This window comes from Mesorhizobium sp. P3_A9 (assembly GCF_056402975.1).
This window is the reverse complement of the sequence record NZ_JBFUGJ010000661.1, coordinates 1-1,510: the sequence shown is the minus strand read 5'-3', so window position 1 is coordinate 1,510 and position 1,510 is coordinate 1. Positions and strand designations below refer to the sequence as shown.

At 56.0% G+C, this 1,510-nt stretch carries 2 protein-coding genes; one reads left to right on the top strand and one right to left on the bottom strand.

Translation table 11 applies throughout. From position 1 onward, the window contains the following. Positions 1-203, top strand: a 203-nt coding sequence (locus AC1DX0_RS35770; protein ID WP_477359202.1) for a porin, incomplete at its 5' end; no start/stop codon positions are given. A gap of 327 nt (positions 204-530) precedes the next feature. Here AC1DX0_RS35770 and AC1DX0_RS35765 read toward each other — a convergent pair. Continuing rightward, on the bottom strand, positions 531-1,510 hold a 980-nt coding region (locus AC1DX0_RS35765), incomplete at its 5' end, for a sulfotransferase family protein (protein WP_477359199.1).

Here is a 1,510-nt window from a genome sequence, read left to right as displayed (position 1 = left end):
ACCTCCAGGTGTCGGGTGATCAGTGGAAGGACTATGCGGTTGCGGCAAACATTGCCTACACCGTTGTTCCCGGCTTCACGATCACGCCGGAAATCGACTACCAGCGCGTTGGTTCTGGCGCTATTGCCGCCGGCAACGTTTGGGCTGGTGCCGAGAAGAAGGACAATGTCGGCGGTATCATCCGCTTCCAGCGCGATTTCTAAGACGAGATATTTCTCGGGAGATAGGAGAACCCGGCGGGCAACCGCCGGGTTTTCTTTTTGTTTGATGCATACCGTTGTTCCAACGCCGCTACGCGCTTTCGGCGACATGCATCAGCAATAGCCAGGTTACCCAGCGCTGCATTCGACAGCCGGAATCACGGCGAGGTCACAGATAAGTTCGACAGGGATAATCGGGACAAGCCAGAGGATGGCTACGGCGCATTGGCGATTCCGCCAAGCGCCAGACCACCCTATAAAACGCGTCGCGATCTCTGAGATTCGCTCTGTGCTTAGCTCTTCGACATACTTTGGCCTGGAAACTATCGGTCAAACGTCGGCGAGGTCGCCCAACGCTTCGATCAAGGGCTGGATCTCGTTTTCATAATTTTTCCAGCGCTTGACGGACGATTTGTAGATCGGCTGGCGAACCTGCCAGCGGCTGGGCGTGGTGACCGCCCCTTCCCTGTCGAAAAAGCGCAGGCATGCGTCATCCCAAGGCAGGCCGAGATAATCGATGAGCCGGCGCGACTGCGCCTCTTGATCCTCCACGAGCGTCTCATAGCGATTTTCAAAGATACGACCAGGAAAAACTTCGTTCCAGTGACGCATCAAGCGGTCATATTCGCGATAGTAGAGGCCTTGTGCCCGCAGGTCTGAATTGTAGCTGTGTGCCGAGCTGAAAGGCAGGACAAAGCATGACACGCAATTGTCGATGGCATCGCGGCGGCAGTGAACGATGCGGGCATTGGGAAAGAGCAAAGTGAGGAGGCCGATCAATTCGAAATTGTGCGGCATTTTATCGATGACGCGCCGCGCAGTCGGAGCGCGCTCGCGCAGATAGGAAAGATGCTCTTCGGCCAACGTCTTGGACAAGCCTTCGGTGACTGTGATAATCGGCTTGTTCAGATCAGAAGCTGAGGTTGTCAGACCGATGGCGTTCGCTACGCGCCTCAGCTTGCTAAGCTCGCCAGCGCCATGAACGTCGGGATGACTGGCGCATATTTGTTCGGTCAGTGTCGTTCCCGAGCGCGGCATCCCGACCACGAACACAGGGGCTTCGGAAGGGATCCCGTAGCTGGACCTTTTGGCAAACAGATCCGGCGTGAAGGTCTCAATGGTCAGGTCCACGAAACGACGATACTGATCGATGTCGAACTTGTAGCCGGCGGCCTGTTTAGCCTTGTTGAAATGATGGAACGCCTCGGTGTAGCGCTTAAGGTCGTTCAGCACCTTGCCGGCTGCATAATGCAGATTCTGCACAGCCTCCGATTTAAGTCGTGGACCGTCGAGTTCGCGAAGGATCGATT